Annotated in this window: 13 protein-coding genes; 8 read left to right on the top strand and 5 right to left on the bottom strand. The window is 62.0% G+C overall.

The features are described from left to right. Nucleotides 1-188 precede the first annotated feature (188 nt). Nucleotides 189-1,241, top strand: coding sequence for a selenide, water dikinase SelD (gene selD / locus XW59_RS29000; protein WP_136068469.1), 1,053 nt, complete (start codon nt 189-191; stop codon nt 1,239-1,241). 161 nt (nt 1,242-1,402) lie between these two features. Here the strand turns inward: selD and XW59_RS28995 are convergent, their stop codons facing one another. The 4 genes from XW59_RS28995 to XW59_RS28980 form a co-directional block, all read right to left on the bottom strand. Beyond that, nucleotides 1,403-2,842 carry an amidohydrolase family protein gene (locus XW59_RS28995; RefSeq protein WP_047148300.1) on the bottom strand — a complete coding sequence of 480 codons (1,440 nt, stop codon included), beginning with the start codon at nt 2,840-2,842 and terminating at the stop codon, nt 1,403-1,405. Nucleotides 2,843-2,883: 41 nt separating this feature from the next. Next, complete coding sequence (locus tag XW59_RS28990) at nt 2,884-4,146, bottom strand: arginine deiminase (protein ID WP_047148301.1); 1,263 nt, start codon at nt 4,144-4,146, stop codon at nt 2,884-2,886. 17 nt (nt 4,147-4,163) lie between these two features. Further along, a complete protein-coding gene (locus XW59_RS28985; RefSeq protein WP_047148302.1) occupies nt 4,164-5,600 on the bottom strand; it encodes a basic amino acid/polyamine antiporter in 1,437 nt (478 codons plus the stop codon). A gap of 128 nt (nt 5,601-5,728) precedes the next feature. After that, the gene (locus XW59_RS28980; RefSeq protein ID WP_047148303.1) at nt 5,729-7,159 is read right to left on the bottom strand and encodes a basic amino acid/polyamine antiporter; all 1,431 of its coding nucleotides are present in this window, start codon (nt 7,157-7,159) and stop codon (nt 5,729-5,731) included. 313 nt (nt 7,160-7,472) lie between these two features. Between XW59_RS28980 and XW59_RS28975 the strand changes: the two genes are divergently transcribed. The 6 genes from XW59_RS28975 (at nt 7,473) to XW59_RS28950 (ending at nt 13,193) form a co-directional block, all read left to right on the top strand. Then, entirely contained in the window at nt 7,473-7,967 is a 495-nt protein-coding gene (locus tag XW59_RS28975) for a DUF1269 domain-containing protein (protein ID WP_047148304.1), read from the top strand. Between the two features lie 29 nt (nt 7,968-7,996). Beyond that, nucleotides 7,997-8,335, top strand: a complete 339-nt coding sequence (locus XW59_RS28970) for a hypothetical protein (protein WP_047148305.1) — start codon at nt 7,997-7,999, stop codon at nt 8,333-8,335. 89 nt (nt 8,336-8,424) lie between these two features. After that, entirely contained in the window at nt 8,425-9,468 is a 1,044-nt protein-coding gene (locus XW59_RS28965; RefSeq protein ID WP_047148442.1) for an AI-2E family transporter, read from the top strand. A 156-nt stretch (nt 9,469-9,624) separates the two neighbouring features. Beyond that, on the top strand, nt 9,625-10,743 hold the full coding sequence (locus XW59_RS28960; protein WP_136068471.1) for a helix-turn-helix domain-containing protein: 1,119 nt from the start codon (nt 9,625-9,627) through the stop codon (nt 10,741-10,743). A gap of 149 nt (nt 10,744-10,892) precedes the next feature. Beyond that, nucleotides 10,893-11,444 carry a DUF308 domain-containing protein gene (locus XW59_RS28955; RefSeq protein WP_047148444.1) on the top strand — a complete coding sequence of 184 codons (552 nt, stop codon included), beginning with the start codon at nt 10,893-10,895 and terminating at the stop codon, nt 11,442-11,444. Between the two features lie 12 nt (nt 11,445-11,456). Beyond that, a complete protein-coding gene (locus tag XW59_RS28950) occupies nt 11,457-13,193 on the top strand; it encodes a metallophosphoesterase (protein ID WP_047148306.1) in 1,737 nt (578 codons plus the stop codon). A gap of 88 nt (nt 13,194-13,281) precedes the next feature. On the opposite strand, the gene XW59_RS28945 is transcribed toward XW59_RS28950, so the two are convergent. Then, nucleotides 13,282-13,851 carry an HdeD family acid-resistance protein gene (locus tag XW59_RS28945; protein ID WP_047148307.1) on the bottom strand — a complete coding sequence of 190 codons (570 nt, stop codon included), beginning with the start codon at nt 13,849-13,851 and terminating at the stop codon, nt 13,282-13,284. Between the two features lie 507 nt (nt 13,852-14,358). Here XW59_RS28945 and XW59_RS28940 point away from each other — a divergent pair. Next, nucleotides 14,359-15,143 (top strand): cytochrome c (locus XW59_RS28940; RefSeq protein ID WP_137327120.1); only part of this gene is annotated, 785 nt, incomplete at its 3' end.

Here is a 15,143-nt window from a genome sequence, read left to right as displayed (position 1 = left end):
ACCTCCTCTGATTCAATGCCCGATCGCTCCTGATCAGACTCGAAAATGGATGCTACAGTTGCGCCAAAGGTCTGTCAAAGAACTAAAACATGACAATAACAATCATATATAATCCTTGCATGATGCTTCATACGGCGTTGCTTATGAGGGCAAGTATTGTACGTTCTTGCATGAACAGGGAGGTTCAAATGCACGCGCCCGTTGAGAAACCACGCCTGACAAGTCTTGCCCATGGCGGCGGCTGTGGCTGCAAGCTCGCCCCCGCGGTGCTTCAGGATCTCCTGAGCGAGATGCCGAGGACGGGACCGTTCGCGAGCCTTCTCGTCGGCACGGACACGGCCGACGACGCGGCGGTGTGGGATCTGGACGGCAAGACTTCCGTCATCGCCACGACCGACTTCTTCATGCCGATGGTGGATGATCCGCACACCTTCGGCCGGATCGCCGCGACGAACGCCATTTCCGATGTCTATGCGATGGGCGGCTCGCCGATCTTCGCGCTGGCGATCGTCGGCATGCCGATCGACAAGATGGATCCGGCGGATATCCGGCAAATCCTCGCCGGTGGCGCGGCGGTCTGCGCGCAGGCAGGCATACCGGTGGCGGGCGGACACTCGATCGACTGTCCCGAACCGGTCTACGGCCTCGCCGTGATCGGCACGTGCCCCACGGCGCAGGTCAAGCGCAATTCGGTCGCAAGGCCCGGCGACCGGTTGATCCTGACCAAGGGCATCGGCGTCGGCATCTATTCGGCGGCGATCAAGAAGGGGCAACTGCCAGCTGCGGCCTATGACGAGATGATCGCGTCGACGACACTTCTCAATCGCGTGGGAGCCGAGCTCGGCGCCGATACGCGGGCGAGTGCCATGACCGACGTGACCGGCTTCGGTATATTGGGTCATTCGCTCGAAATGGCACGCGGATCAGGTGTTACCGTGCGACTCGACCTTTCCTCTCTACCCTTCCTCGGCGAGGCCGCGCGTCTTGCTGAAGCGGGGTTCGTGACCGGTGCCTCGCACCGCAACTGGAAGAGCTATGGCGAGGCGGTGACGCTGCCCGAGGGAATAGCGGACTGGCAGCGTCATCTTCTCACCGATCCGCAGACGTCCGGCGGGCTGCTCGTCGCCGTCGATCCCGATCATGCGGACGCGCTGACCGCCCATATCCGCGAGGCCGGCTATCCGCTGGCCTCGATCGTCGGAACGGTTGTCGCGGGAGAGGCGCGCGTGGAAGTTCGCTGACGCGTTTCACTTCCGACGGAAGCATTCCGTCGGAAGGGATTGCAACCAGCGGCAGCCGCCATTTCGCGTGGCCGGCGTCCGGCTATCGGCGCCGGTCGACCCGACGCCGTCGGAAAATCAGCGTACCGGCGAGATCGAGCGCCGACGAGCTGAATAACCGACTACAGCGTATCCTTGTAAATCTTGCCGTCCTTCATGATGATCAGGAAGTTCTCTTCCGGATCGGCAACCAGATCGAGGTCTTCCAACGGATTCCCATCGACGAGCAGCAGATCAGCCAGCGCGCCTTCCTCCACCACACCCAGCTTGCCCGAGTACGGAACCCGAAGATTGGAGAGCGACAGCAAATCCGCGTTGACCGACGTCGCCATGCGCAGGGCTTCGGCATTGGTGTACCAATTGCTCAGATGGGTGAGCATGATGCTTTGACGAGGCGCCAATTCGGGCGAGAACAGAACATCGGAGCCCCATGCCGTCTTGATGCCGTGCTTCTTCGCGAACTCGTAGACTCGCGGCGTGCCGGCGAAAAGCTGTTGGACGCGTTCCGCGCCCGGCCCGGTCTGAGAAGCCGCATCGTCCATCGTCAGGAAGGGCTGCATGCTGAGCCAGACGCCCTTTTCGGCGATCAGGCCCGCGGTTTCCTCGTCCATAAGGTGTGCATGCTCGATGCAGGGAACGCCAGCCGCAAGGGCTCGCTGAACCGTGTTCGGAGCATAGGCATGGACTGTGATGTAAGTGTTCCAATCCTGGGCCACTTCGACCGCGGCGCGCAATTCATCTTCGCTGAACGTGGTCATATCCAGCGGACTGCGTGGAGACGATACGCCCCCGCCTGCCACGATCTTGATCTGTGAGGCGCCTTGCAAAAGCTGCTCCCGCACGCGGAGCTTCAGGTCGCCGACGTCGTCGACGATGGCCGCGCCGCCGATCAGTTCACCTTGGCTGAGCTGGCCGGCATTGCGCGGAATCTCGGTCGGCATGCGGAGATCGCCATGTCCCCCGGTAGTGGTGATCATTGCCCCCGACGGAAAGATGCGCGGACCAGATATGATGCCGCTATCGATCGCCTGCTTGAACGAGAACACGGGGCCGCCCAAATCGCGCACGGTGGTGAAGCCGCGCATCAAGGTGCGCTCCGCCTCGGCGGTAGACGCGGCGAATATGATTCCCGGGTCGCCCGTCATCAGAACGTTCAGCGGCACCGCGGCAAATACCGTGTGCCAATGCGCATCGATCAGGCCCGGCATGAGAACGCGGTCGCCGCATTCGATGACGGTCGCATCGGAGGGGGGAGCACTGTTTGCCGTGTCGATCGCCGCTATCTTGTTGCCCTCGATCAGGATCTGAACGCCCGACTGCAGCGCGTCGGACTTGCCGTCGAACAGCCGGACCTGCCTGAAGAGGGTCTTGGAGTTCTGTCCGGATGTTTGAGCGGAAGCGGACCTGGGCATCATCCCGGCGATTGCCGTCGCCCCGATGCCTGCGAGGAAGCCTCGCCGGGAGTATTCATCCAGTCTACGTGAGGCTTGCTGAAGCGCGGGACTGCAGCAACTGCAGCCGGTATTGTGAACCAGGTGTTGATACTTGCCCAAACGAAGCATGTCGTTCCTTTCCAGGATTGCAGGCTGGCAGTCAGTGCAGATCAGTAATCGACCGCGTCTCGGATGATGGGGCAGGTCATGCAATGCCCGCCGCCCCGGCCGCGGCCGAGCTCCGCTCCGGCAATCGTGATCACCTCGATGCCGGCCTTGCGCAGAAGCGTGTTGGTGTAGACGTTTCGGTCGTAGGCGAAGACCACTCCCGGGGAGGCGCAGATCAGATTGGCGCCGCTGTCCCATTGGGTGCGCTCGCGCATGTAGTCGGTGCCGCCAGTCTCGACGACCCGCATTTCCTTGAGTCCCAGCGCGTCACGCACCGTCTCGACGAACGACCCCTTGTCCTTGCGCAGGTCGAGCGAGCCCGGCTTGTCGCCCGGCCGATAGGAATAGGCGTGGATTGAATCGACGATGTCCGGATATGTCAGCACACAGTCGCGATCGGCGAAGGTGAAGACCGTGTCGAGATGCATCGCCGCGCGTAGCTTCGGCATGGCGGCGACGATGACGCGTTCGGCGGCACCCGCCTCAAAGAGTTTGGCCGCCAATTGGCTGATCGCCTGGCGCGACGTGCGCTCGCTCATGCCGATCAGCACGTTGCCCTTGCCGATCGGCATGACGTCGCCGCCTTCCAGCGTGGCAAGCCCCCAATCCTGGGTCGGGTCGCCCCACCAGACATTCACCTTGCCGGCGAAATCCGGATGGAACTTGTAGATTGCCGTCGTGAGGATCGTCTCCTCGTGCCGGGCTGGCCAGTAGAGCGGGTTGAGCGTCACGCCGCCATAGATCCAGCAGGTGGTGTCGCGCGTATAGAGCGTGTTGGGCAGCGGCGGCAGCAGATATTCGGTGACGCCGGCCGCCTCGCGAACGAGTTTCAGCATCTCGCCGCCGACAGCGTCCGGAAATTCCACGGTGGAAAGGCCGCCGATCAGGGTTTCGGCAAGCGCGCGATTGGAGAGGCCTTCCAGATAACTCCGGATTTCGTCAATCAGCCCGAGCCCGACCTGGTTTGGGATGACCTGGTTGTCGAGTATCCATTTCTTGGCATCGGGGAGGGCGACCGTCTCGGCGAGAAGATTGTGCATCTCCACCACCTCGACGCCGCGGTCGCGCATCTTGGTCATGAAGTCGAAATGGTCGCGCTTGGCGTTGTCGACCCACAGCACGTCATCGAAAAGCAGTGCGTCGCAATTGGTGGGTGTCAGGCGTTGATGCGCGCGTCCCGGCGCGCATACCATCACCTTGCGCAATTGCCCGACTTCCGAGTGGACACCGAGCGGCGTGGATGCCGCGAGGTTCGAATTCGCCATGATGACCTCCCGTTGCTTCAGATCGCGATGTAGCCGCTCACGAGCCCATGAATGCCGACGATGCAGCCAATGATCGCGGCGATGAAGATGACCCAGTCCACCGGCCTCTCGAAGAACATGCGCTTGCCTTGCTCGCGTCGCGCCCAAAAGTAGAGTGCTGTCCCCGGGCCGTAGAGGATCGCCGAAAGCACCAGGAATTTCATGCCCGCGGCGTAGATCAGGAACAGCGTGTAGATGACGGCAATCGCGGCAAAGACATAGTCACGCGTGCGGTCCCGCGGCCGCACCTCGTAGGTCTCACGACGCCGAACGAGGAGGAAGCCGAAGGCGGCGACGAATAGGAACGGAATCAGCGCCATCACGCTGGTCAGGTTCAGCATCAGCGAGAAAGCATCCTGCGACCAGTAGGTGCTGATGACGAAGAGCTGGACGACGATATTGGTGAGCCACAGGGCGGCGGCCGGCACCTTGTTCCGGTTCTCCGTGCCGAACCGCTTCGGCATGTCGTCGGTCTTGGCGGCGATCGACAGCACTTCGGCTGCGATCAGCGACCAGGCGAGATAGGCTCCCAGCACCGAGATCAGCAGGCCAACGCTGACGAATACCGCTCCCCACGGACCAACGACAGCTTCCAGCACGGTCGCCATGGATGGCTGGCGCATGCCTGCGATGTCCGCCTGCGGCAGCACCGCGTAGGGCAGCAGCGAAACCAGTACCATGAGCGTCGTCACGCCGACGAAGCCGAGGATCGTCGCAATGCCGACGTGGCTGCGTTCCTTGGCGTAGCGTGAATAGACGCTCGCCCCTTCGATGCCAAGGAACACGAATACCGTAACCAGCATGGTCGCGCGCACCTGGTCGAAGAGGCTCTTTTCCGGCATGCCCTCGCCACCCCAGAAATTGGCGCGGAAGAGGTCGGCCTTGAAAGCCACGAACAGGATCAGGATGAACGCCAGGATCGGCACGATCTTGGCGATCGTGACCACCATGTTGATGAAGGCGGCCTGCTGGATTCCGCGCAGGATCATGAAGTGGAACAGCCATATGCCGATCGAGGCGACGATGATCGCGGTGATGGTGTTGCCGTCGCCGAAAACGGGGAAGAAGGCACCGAGCGTCGACTTGATGAGCACCCAGTAGGAAACATTGCCGATGCACGACCCGATCCAGTAACCGAATGCCGAAAGAAAGCCCGGATAGTCGCCGAAGCCGGCCTTGGCATAGGCATAGACACCGGCATCCAGATCCGGTTTCCGCTCCGCCAGGAACTGGAACACGCGGGCGAGCGTGTACATGCCACCGGCCGCGATGGTCCATGCGATCAGGGCGCCGAACGGTCCGGTCGCGCCGGCGAAGGTGCGCGGCAGCGAGAAGATGCCGGAACCCACCATCGAACCCACGACCATGGCCGTAAGGGCAAAGAGCGAGAGCTTTTGCGTGGAACTCGAAGCCATGGCGTCGCCTTCAGGGCCGGTGCTGGGTTCAAAAGACTTCCTGGCGAGGACTATAGTCTTATCCAACTCCGCAAGTGATGAGCATGGAATCCCGTCTCTATGCCTTGTGTCCCAAATTCCGCCTGCGTTCAGATCGTTATGCGTCCGGTTGCAAGCGCGGCGATGGCGACGGCCGCTCCCGCCGCGGCGAGGGCGAAAACAAGCATCTCCGGTCGGGTGAAGGCTGGCTTGCCCTGCTCCCGGCGGGCCATGAGATAGAGAAGCGTGCCCGGCCCGTAGATCGTGGCCGACAGCAGAAGATGCTTCGCGCCGGCGGCATAGATGAGCCCGGCCGTGTAGATCAGCGCGATCACCGCGCGGGCGAAATCGCCGCGATAGCCCCTGGGATCCTCGACGTAGGTCTCGCCAGTCCAGACGAGCTTGAAGGCGTAGGCGGCGACGAGAAAATAAGGGATCAGGATCATCGAGCTGGTCAATTCCAGCGCGAGCGTGAAGGCGTATTGCGCAAAGAGGGTCAGGATCAGGAACACCTGAACGACGATATTGGTCAGCCAGAGGGCGTTCGAAGGAACGCCGTTCGCGTTTTCGTGCGACAGGAACCGCGGCATGGTTTCATTCTTCGCGGCGGTGAAGAGGATTTCCGCCGCGAGAAGCACCCAGGAAAGATAGGCGCCGGCGACCGATACGAGCAGGCCCACGCTCACGAATAGCGCCCCCCAAGGTCCGACCAGTGCTTCGAGGACGCCCGCCATGGAGGGATTGCGCAGGGCAGCTAGGTCGGAGCGCGGCAGCGCGCCGTAGGACAGGAGCGTTACCAGCACGAGAAGACATAATACGCCGAGGAAGCCGAGCAGGGTCGCCAAGCCGACATCCTCGCGGTTCCTGGCGTAACGTGAATAGACGCTCGCGCCCTCGATACCCACGAACACGAAGACGGTGACCAGCATCGTCGCGCGCACCTGGCTTGCCACGCCGCGGAAGCTCACCTCCTCTCCGCCCCAGAAGCTGGCTGCGAAGATGTCGGCCTGGAACCCGCGAACGGCGAGAACGATGAACAGGAGGATCGGGATGATCTTTGCGAAGGTCACCACCGTATTGAGCGCCGCGGCCGTTTTGACGCCGCGCAGTATCAGTAAGTGCATGACCCACAACAGGATGGATGAGAACGCGACGGCGATGACGGTGTTCCCATCACCGAAAACGGGGAAGAACAATCCGAGCGTGGACTTGATCAGCACGAAGTAGGACACGTTGCCGAGGCAGGCGACGGCCCAATAGCCGAGGGCGGAAAGGAAGCCGAGATAGTTGCCGAACCCGGCCTTGGCATAGGCGTAGATGCCGGCATCGAGATCGGGCCTGCGGCGTGACAGCTTTTGGAACACGAAGGCGAGCATGAGCATGCCGACGCCGGCGATCGTCCAGGCGATGATCGCGCCGAATGGCCCGGTTGCCCGGCTGAAGGCCTGAGGCAGGGAGAATATCCCCGCTCCCACCATCGAGCCAACGACCATCGACGTCAGCGTCGTGAGCGAGAACTTTTGCTGAGGCTTGGAGGTCATGTCGCGGGCGTCCGGGTATGTCCGAGAATTTCCGGATCGCCGTGATCCGCTTTTTCAGCAACTTAGCTTGCCCGGGATTGCTCTGTGATCGGCAACGGATCCCAAACCTTTGCCTCGCGTCCCATTCATCGAGGGTGCGCGTTAAAAAGAGGAAGCCTTGAGGGCTTTGCCCGTTCCCCGGTGCAGCCTCGAAATAGAGACGCGATGCATGGCCGTGGGATTCTCAGCCAGTTTCTTCGCCAGGAGAGGACCGTAAGCTTTGCATTGCGCGGCGAGTTCCATCGCCGCGAAGCATCGCGCAACGGAGTCTTGGATGTCTGATCTCGTTGTCATCGTCTACCCGACCGAAGCCAAGGCGGAAGAGGTGCGCCAGCGCCTCTTCGACCTGCAAAAGCAATATCTGATCAAGCTCAGCGATGCTGTCATCGCGACCAAGACGGAGGCGGGCAAAGTCAAGCTCAACCAGATCGTCAACACCACCGCGGCCGGCGCGGTGACGGGGAGCTTCTGGGGCCTGCTGATCGGCGTGCTGTTCCTCAATCCGCTTTTGGGCGTGGCCGTGGGCGCTGCTTCCGGCGCTCTGGGGGGAGCGCTCGCCGATGTGGGCATCAATGATGATTTCATGAAGGAACTCTCCAACAGCCTGCAACCGGGCAACGGAGCGCTGTTCGTGCTGATCGAGAACATGACCGCCGACAAGGTCCTGAAGGAGATCGAAGGCTATGGCGGGACCGTGCTCAAGACCTCGCTCGACGAGACCAAGGAGCAGGTCTTGCGCGATGCGCTTCAACAGGCCGCCGCGTCGTGAGCGTCGGCCACATGCCTGGTTGAAACGAGGTGTCGGGCTTCGAACTCGCCGTTGCTCTCGCCATCGAGATCGTTTGCGGTGGCGCGGGCGGTCTGGCCGTGGGGTGGTGGCTGCGGAACCTCAGCCTCGGCACCGCCGCCAACGCGCTCACCGGTGCCGCCGGGGGCTTGGCCCTCACCTGGCTTGCGGCAAGGATACCGGGTGTTGGCCGCTTCGTCGGTCATGTGGAAAGCGCGGCGGACAGCGCGATCCAGGGTGTCGGAGGGCTGACGCCGGCGGTTCTCGTCGGTGTGGGCATTTCGGGATTGCTGGGTGGAGCGGCGCTAACCGCCCTGGTCGGGTTTTTCAGAAGCAGGGCTGCTGGCTGAAGGAGCTGGCGGATCGTCTGCTTTGAGGCCGGCATACTGCGGGCGGGCAAATGGAGATGCGGCTGCCTCAGCCGGTATCGGGGATGAGCATGACGGGGACAGGCAACAACCGGACCATGGGGCATCTGGCGACCGGCATTCTGGTTCTCGCCATGCTCTATTTCGGGCAGTCGATCTTCGTTCCGCTCACTTTCTCGCTGTTCATCATAGCACTCGCCTGGCCGATGCAGGCCGCGTTGCAACGGCGAATGCCGCAATTGCTGGCGCTGCTGATCACTCTCAGCCTGACGATCATCATCATCATCGCCGTCGGCTCCTCGATTGCGTGGGGCTTCACGAAGCTGGGCCAGTGGCTGCTCGTGAACGCAGGCCGTTTTCAGGCCATCTATGCAGATTGGACCATGTGGCTCGATGAGCATGGAATAGCCGTCGCCGGACCGTTGGCGGAGCGGTTCGACGTCAACTGGCTTGTCCGTTTCACCCAGGGACTGGCCTTGCGGCTGAACAGCGTGGCCGGCTTCGCGGTGCTCGTCTTCATCTTCGTCATGCTGGGCTTGCTGGAGGTCGAGGATTTCAAGGCGAGACTTCGCCTGCCGGGCGCCCAGCCCTATGGGGAGACGATCCTGGCGGCCAATCGCGATATCGGCGATAAGCTGCGGCGCTTCATGGTGGTTCGCAGCTTCGCGAGCGTGCTGACCGGCCTGATCGTCTGGGGCTTCGCACTCGCCGCCGGGCTGGAACTGGCGGCGGCCTGGGGTGCCATAGCCTTCGCGCTGAACTACATTCCGTTCCTCGGTCCGCTGATCGCGACCGTGTTTCCGACGCTCTTCGCCATCGCCCAGTTCGAATCCTGGCAGATGGCGGTCATCGTCTTCATCTGCCTCAATCTCATCCAGTTCGTCATCGGCAGCTATCTGGAACCGCTTCTGACTGGCGCCTCGCTTGCCATTTCACCTTTCGCGGTCATTTTCGCCGTCTTCTTCTGGAGCTTCATGTGGGGTCTGGCGGGCGCCTTCATCGGTGTTCCGATCCTGATCGTCTTCATCGTCTATTGCGCGCAGTTTCCGAACAGCCGTTGGATCGCGACGCTGCTTTCGGGCGGGGCGGTGGACAAGTTCGAAGGCCGGGGGTGACTGGCGGGATAGGTATTATTTTATTTAAGTCGTTTCTGTTATTGAACTTCAAAAGTCTAGCGCTGTGGATGTGATCTTTCTTGAAATAGTTGAATCGGCCGAAAATAACGCCTAAACTTCTTCTGGCGCTCGGGTGGCTTGTTTAGGGAGTGAAACATGTCGCTGGGAATTGCCGTGCGGAATGGACCAGCCGAGCCCGTGACGCCGTGGTCGAAAGAGGGCGCGTTCGCCGCCCGGTCGCCCATTCGTCCTCAGAGTTTCGAATTTTCCACCGGGAACCTGCCGCGCAACGAGCAGTTCGAGGCTTGGCGCGCGAGCTATGCCTCCATTCTCGATCTAACGGCGCCCGCACCTGTGGAAGATGGCTTTGCAGCCCAACACCAGGTGTGGGATCTCGGCAGCCTCGCCTTTTCGCGCGTCAGCACCAACGGCCTCGCCTTTACCGGCCTTGCCGGCCGCGGGCGTCACGACCCGCTGGATCACTGGCTTTTCACAATGCTTCTGAATGGACACTCGACGACATTGGCGGCGGCCGACCGTCTCGAAGGCGATCCGGGTTCGGTTCAGCTCCATCCCCTCGGCCGCGCCTTCGAGGGCAATATCAGCCGTAGCGAGATGCTGATGCTGTTCGTGCCGCGCGACCTGTGCCGCGACCTGGCCCATGTTCTCGACGCGGCCGCGTTCTCGCGGCTTGAGGGAGGCATGGGGCGAATCTTCGCCGACTATATGATCAGCCTCGCCCGCAGGCTGCCTCTGCTGGATGTGTCCGAGCTGCCGGAGCTGGTGTCGGCAACGCGTGCTATGCTGCTGGCTTGCGTGGCCCCTTCCCGGGAGCGGCTGGAGGAGGCGAGCACGTCGATCTCGAACATGCTGCTGGAGCGGGCTCGCTGCTATATCCAGGCCAATCTTCATGATCCGGATCTGGATTTGAAGGGGCTCTTGCACGAACTCGGTATTTCCAGATCCAGGCTATATCGCTTGTTCGAACCGACAGGCGGGGTCATGCGCTACATTCAACATCGGCGGTTGGTTGCCGCTCATGTTGCCCTCGCCGATGCGAATGACCGGCGACGCATCCTGGAGATCGCCGAGAGTTGCTGCTTCAGCGACGGGGCGGAATTCAGCAGAGCCTTCCGTCGTGAGTTCGGCTACAGCCCGTCGGAAGTGCGCGCGGGCACTCATCATGGCGCTCCGGGTTGGCCTTCCCTCGACCTTGACGTGCCGACAACGCCCACTCAGCGGCTCAATACCCTCTTGCGCCGCCTGCAGGGCTGAAGGGACCGTCAATTGGGGACGCCACGCCCGGCGCGGAGACTGCAAGCTAATTCGCGTGCAAGCGATGCGCGCTACTATGGATGTGGAGACTTTGGTCCGATCCTAGGGTCGCGGCTGGACAACAATCATTGAACGGGAGCATGGATGCCATGGCAATCGACGAATCCAAGCGGCTTCAGGTAACATTGACGGCGCTGCGCGGGGTCGTGATGATCGCGGCGGGCATCGCCGCCTTCCTGTTTCCGACCCAGGCGGTAAAGTTCGTGCTCCTCGCCGGCGGCGGCCTTTTGCTCGTCGACGGCGGTCTCGGGCTCGCGTCGATGGATTTTGCCGGCAGGCGCAACAATTCCTTCTATCTTGCGCTGGCGCGCAACCTGTTTTGCATCGTCGCCGGCCTGACGGTGCTGGCAAGCGGCCCGCTTAGCAACGTTTTCTCGCTCGGCTTCCTCGCCGGCTTCGTCGGGCTTCTCGCAGTGCTTGCCGGGCTGGTCGAGATCGTTTCCATTCTGATGGATCGCGTGCGTTATTCCAGCCCGTTGACGGCCATGCTCAGCGGCGCCCTCTACATAGTGTTCGGCCTGGCCTTGATGTTCGTGCCCCTGTCGAGCGCGACGACGCTGATGCGGATTGCGACGATCGTCATCGTCCTCTATGCGCTCAGCCTGCTCTATCGTGCCTGGCGGATCCGCACCGCTCGCTGACCCGCCCGTCGGATGAAACCTCTCATCGATCCGCGGCATGGCGACATCGAGGACGATGCCTCGAGCCCGAAGAAGCGCTCGCTGGTATCGATCGCCGGGAACATGCTGATCGAGGTCAGTCTGCTGAAGCTGGCTCTTGCATGGGCCTTGCTGCTGGTGATCCCCGGCCTCGTTCTAGGCCTCTTTCCGATCGCCGCCGGAATATGGCTGCGGACGGCGACCGATCAGGTGCTTTCACTGTCGGACGGGCTTGTGCCTCTCGCCTTCCTTCTCGCGATCGTCGCGGTGGGCTGGTATGGCGGACGCGCCCTGCTGCGCGCCGCCGAGCACAGTTTCTGGACGCTTGCTGCGACCATCGTCGAGCCCGTCTACGGCGCCTGCCGCGAAGGGCTGCGACAGATGACGGAGAGGTTCCTCCCCAAAGGCGCGTCAGTGGAGGCGCGAGCCAAGTTGCGCTCGGTTGCCGCCGCTGCCGCGGGACTCTTGGTTTCGGCGCTTGCGCTTTGCATCCTTTACGCCATCTGGCCCCGGACCCATGTGTTCGGTCTTGGGGAAGCCTTTTCGTTCCAGCATCTCGCGGGCGTCGCCCTTGCCAACAGCCTTGCCATGATATGCGCCTATCTCGCCGTCGGCGCGTTGATCTGGGCATTCGCCGACGCAACCATGTCGCAGCCGCGCGGTCTCGAAAGTTTCGACACAGCACCGCAGAGCGTTCGACGCTGGCGGGTCGTCCATCTTTCCGACATCCACGTGGTTGGCGAACGGTATGGCTTCCGCATCGAAAGTGGGCGCGCCGGTCCTCGCGGCAATGACCGCTTGCGCCGCCTGCTCGATCGGTTGGAGGAGGTGGACCGCGAAGCCAGGCTCGACCATATACTGATCACGGGTGACATTACCGATGCCGGGCGTTCGTCCGAATGGGCCGAATTCCTCTCAGCGGTCGAGGCGCATCCGGCTCTGGCCGACCGGATACTCATCATCCCCGGCAACCACGATCTCAACATCGTCGACCGCGCGAATCCCGCCCGGCTCGACCTGCCGACCAGTCCCAATCCGCGCCTTCGCCAATTGCGGATGCTTTCGGCGATGGCCGCGCTGCAGGGGAGGCGCGTGCAATTGGTCGAGCGCGGGACGGGCGCGATCGACAGGCAACTGGCAGCCGCGATGGAACCGCATCGCGGCGAAATCGAACGCTTCGCGGATGTTGCTCGCCCACTCCTTTCGCGTCGTCTCGGCGAGGTTTGGAACGGGGCCTTTCCGATGGTCGTGCCCCCCGACGGCGAACAGGGCCTCGGGATCGTTCTCTTCAACTCCAACGCCGACACCCATTTCTCCTTCACCAACGCGCTCGGCCTCGTGTCCGCGGAACAGGTGCTGGCGTTCGAGGAGGTTGCGGAGGCCTTTCCGCGAGCCTGCTGGCTGGTCGTGCTTCATCATCATGCGATCGAATATCCGCTCGCGGTCAGCAAGCTTTCCGAGCGCATCGGCACGGCGCTCATCAACGGAAACTGGTTCCTGCGACGCATGAAACGCTTCGCGGGTCGTGCCGTCCTCATGCACGGACATCGCCATTTCGACTGGATCGGCCGGTGCGAGGGATTGCTGATTGTCTCCGCACCCTCGCCGGTCATGGGCGTGACGGACGACCTGCCAACGGCGTTCTACGTCCACACACTCGCCATTTCCGACGACGGTCGACTAAAGCTGTTGAAGCCCCAACGAATCGAGTTGCCGGGCGATTCCGGATGATCGCTGTCCCGGCGATCCGAAAACGCAGCGCCTAGCCGCTGGATGCGCCCAGGCGCAGATTGCGTCGTAGTGGCCTCCGCCCGGCGGTTCAGGTCGCGATTGCCGGATTGCTCCTCAGGCCGAAGCCGTAGGCGATGTAGGACCAGCCCTGGAACATCAGGTCGACAGCGAGAAAAATGCCGAGCACCCACAGGCTGTTGACCGGCCAGCGCAGCATGATCAGGAGGCCGACGAGGAGCGTCAGGACGCCTGCCGCCACCATCCAGCCCCAGCCACTGGAGCGGCGTTGCGATATACCGGCCCAGATGCGCACGAGGCCGGCCGCGACCAGGCTCGCCGCTATCAGGAGCGTGAGGATCGCGGACGCGAGAAGCGGGTTGTAGAAGGTCAACAGGCCGGCAGCCGCGTAGAGAAGACCAGTCAGGAACCAGAGGAAAAAGCCTCCCCATGTCTTGACGGTGAAGGAGTGGACGATCTCGATGATGCCTCCCGCAAGCATCATCGCCCCGACGAACAGGACACTGACGACGGTGGCGACAAGGAGATTTGCCGCCGCGATTCCGCCCGCGATCAAAACGACCACGCCAAGCACGATAAACCAGAAAGACTTCTTTCCGGCTTCCTGGGAATTTTCCGGATGTATCGATGCATCAGTCATGACATCACCGCCATTAAACTGTGAAACTTCAGGAAGTTATCATGTTTTCGAGCTGCGGTCGATTCATTGTCTGCAAGGCAATACATATTTAGTATTTCTAATATGGATCGAGAACTACACCTGAAGGTTTTAGTCGTTAATGTCTGCAAACGTTGATGCGGACTTTCAGGAAACAACTTGCGGCTGAGTCGTATCGGTGCGGAGATCAGCAACGAGGCGACTTCCGGCCGATCCCTGGAGGAGACGCTTGTCGGCTGGTCCGATTGCAGCGTCGTTGCCGGCTGCCTCACGGCGGGAAGGGCGTATAAGGGCCAAGCCGGTTGTTCGGTCCCGGCCGTATATATTGCGGCGAGCAGCCGATATTGACGATCAGAAAACCGACCCCTAAACTTTGAGTAGAAATAATAAGTTGATGGTAATAATCAACTTATTGCTCTGCGGACCAGAGCCCGGCCAGATGTGTCCGGGCTTAGATGCAGCAGGCGTGCTGCGGAGGTCAGATAATTGATGCGGCTTTTACTCGGCTTGCTGGTTGCCGTGATAGTCGGCGGCGCCGGCTTTCTCGTCTACGCTTGGAAACCTTCGATCGATCCGATCGAGCCACCCGATCGGGCGTCATTCGACCAGGCCCTGATCGAGGAGGGCTCGCGGCTGGCGGCTGTCGGTAACTGTACCGCCTGCCATACGAGGCCGGGCGGACGCTCCTTCGCTGGCGGTTTGGCGATCCCGACGCCGTTCGGCACGATCCATTCCAGCAACATCACCCCCGACCCTGCGACCGGCATCGGCGACTGGTCCGAGGAAGCTTTCAATCGTTCGATGCGGGAAGGGGTGAGTCGCGACGGCTCGCACCTTTATCCCGCGTTTCCCTTCGATCATTTCACCCTGGTTTCGGATGAGGACAACCGGGCGCTCTATGCGTTCCTGATGACGCGCCAGCCGGTCGAGGAAGTTCCGCCAGCCAACGATCTGCCCTTCCCGCTGAACCAGCGGCTGGTGCTTGCCGGCTGGAAGATGCTCTTCCTGCGCGAAGGCCCTTATGCGAATGTCGCCGGCCAGAGCGAGGAATGGAATCGTGGTGCCTACCTCGCCGACGGGCTGGGCCATTGCGGCGCGTGCCATACGCCGCGCAATGCGCTGGGCGCGGTGAGGGCGGGCGAGCATTTCGCCGGCGGCGAGGCGGAAGGATGGGCGGCGTATGCGCTCGACGCCAACTCGCCGGCACCGGTTCCGTGGACCGTCGACAGCCTGTACGCCTACATGCGGCAGGGCTGGCACCCGGATCATGGCGT

Source organism: Aquamicrobium sp. LC103 (genome assembly GCF_001014615.2).
In the GTDB taxonomy this organism is placed as follows: domain Bacteria; phylum Pseudomonadota; class Alphaproteobacteria; order Rhizobiales; family Rhizobiaceae; genus LBCQ02.
Note: the sequence above shows the minus strand (reverse complement) of the source record. Positions and strands in the feature narration are given on the sequence as shown.

Excerpts from the sequence above, each read along its gene's own strand:
- selD (WP_136068469.1), top strand. The coding sequence starts at position 189 with ATGCACGCGCCCGTTGAGAAACCACGCCTGACAAGTCTTGCCCATGGC.
- XW59_RS28995 (WP_047148300.1), bottom strand. The coding sequence starts at position 2,842 with ATGCTTCGTTTGGGCAAGTATCAACACCTGGTTCACAATACCGGCTGC.
- XW59_RS28990 (WP_047148301.1), bottom strand. The coding sequence starts at position 4,146 with ATGGCGAATTCGAACCTCGCGGCATCCACGCCGCTCGGTGTCCACTCG.
- XW59_RS28985 (WP_047148302.1), bottom strand. The coding sequence starts at position 5,600 with ATGGCTTCGAGTTCCACGCAAAAGCTCTCGCTCTTTGCCCTTACGGCC.
- XW59_RS28980 (WP_047148303.1), bottom strand. The coding sequence starts at position 7,159 with ATGACCTCCAAGCCTCAGCAAAAGTTCTCGCTCACGACGCTGACGTCG.
- XW59_RS28975 (WP_047148304.1), top strand. The coding sequence starts at position 7,473 with ATGTCTGATCTCGTTGTCATCGTCTACCCGACCGAAGCCAAGGCGGAA.
- XW59_RS28965 (WP_047148442.1), top strand. The coding sequence starts at position 8,425 with ATGACGGGGACAGGCAACAACCGGACCATGGGGCATCTGGCGACCGGC.
- XW59_RS28960 (WP_136068471.1), top strand. The coding sequence starts at position 9,625 with ATGTCGCTGGGAATTGCCGTGCGGAATGGACCAGCCGAGCCCGTGACG.
- XW59_RS28955 (WP_047148444.1), top strand. The coding sequence starts at position 10,893 with ATGGCAATCGACGAATCCAAGCGGCTTCAGGTAACATTGACGGCGCTG.
- XW59_RS28950 (WP_047148306.1), top strand. The coding sequence starts at position 11,457 with ATGAAACCTCTCATCGATCCGCGGCATGGCGACATCGAGGACGATGCC.
- XW59_RS28945 (WP_047148307.1), bottom strand. The coding sequence starts at position 13,851 with ATGACTGATGCATCGATACATCCGGAAAATTCCCAGGAAGCCGGAAAG.